Origin of the sequence: Mesorhizobium sp. M7A.F.Ca.ET.027.03.2.1, assembly GCF_003999175.1 — a bacterium.
Lineage (GTDB): Bacteria > Pseudomonadota > Alphaproteobacteria > Rhizobiales > Rhizobiaceae > Mesorhizobium.
In genome coordinates, this window is record NZ_RZOM01001882.1 from 1 (window position 1) to 470 (window position 470).

Genomic DNA, 470 nt, shown 5'->3' on the forward strand with positions numbered 1-470 from the left:
ATTGCGGAAAGCAGCATCGACAGCGTCATCGAATATCTCAACGAGTTCGGCTACGAGACCAATGGTTCGCAGGCGATCGCACTGTTCCGCGACCTCGATGTCGAGCGGCGCCGGCAATTGGCCAAACATATGGCGGAGATCGCCAAGGCGGATTCGCAACTTGCCGAGAGCGAGATGCGCCTTCTGCGCCGCACGCTCGACCTGCTCGACATCAGCCCGGTCGATGTGGTGAAGCCGCAGGAGTGATTGGACGCCTTCTCTCCTGATCAGCCTTGCTCTCGCAGCCGCGTCGCGATCGCCCGGTGCAAATCAGGGGCGGCGGTGACAAGCGCCTTGGCCGCCTCGGATTGCGGGTGGTCGAGCACCGCGTTCGTCTTGCCGCGCTCGACGACCTTGCCGTCATGCATGACCAGCACCTCGTCCGTGATGGCGCGGGCGACGGTCAGGTCATGGGTGATGAAGAGATAGGC

At 62.8% G+C, this 470-nt stretch carries 1 protein-coding gene and 1 pseudogene; one reads left to right on the plus strand and one right to left on the minus strand.

Annotated elements, in window-relative coordinates; all coding sequences use genetic code 11:
* A partial coding sequence (locus EN750_RS38585; protein WP_189526883.1) for a TerB family tellurite resistance protein occupies positions 1-246 on the plus strand: 246 nt, incomplete at its 5' end.
* Positions 247-266: 20 nt separating this feature from the next.
* On the opposite strand, the pseudogene EN750_RS38590 reads toward EN750_RS38585, so the two are convergent.
* Positions 267-470, minus strand: a pseudogene (locus EN750_RS38590) (microcin ABC transporter ATP-binding protein); the annotation flags it as partial.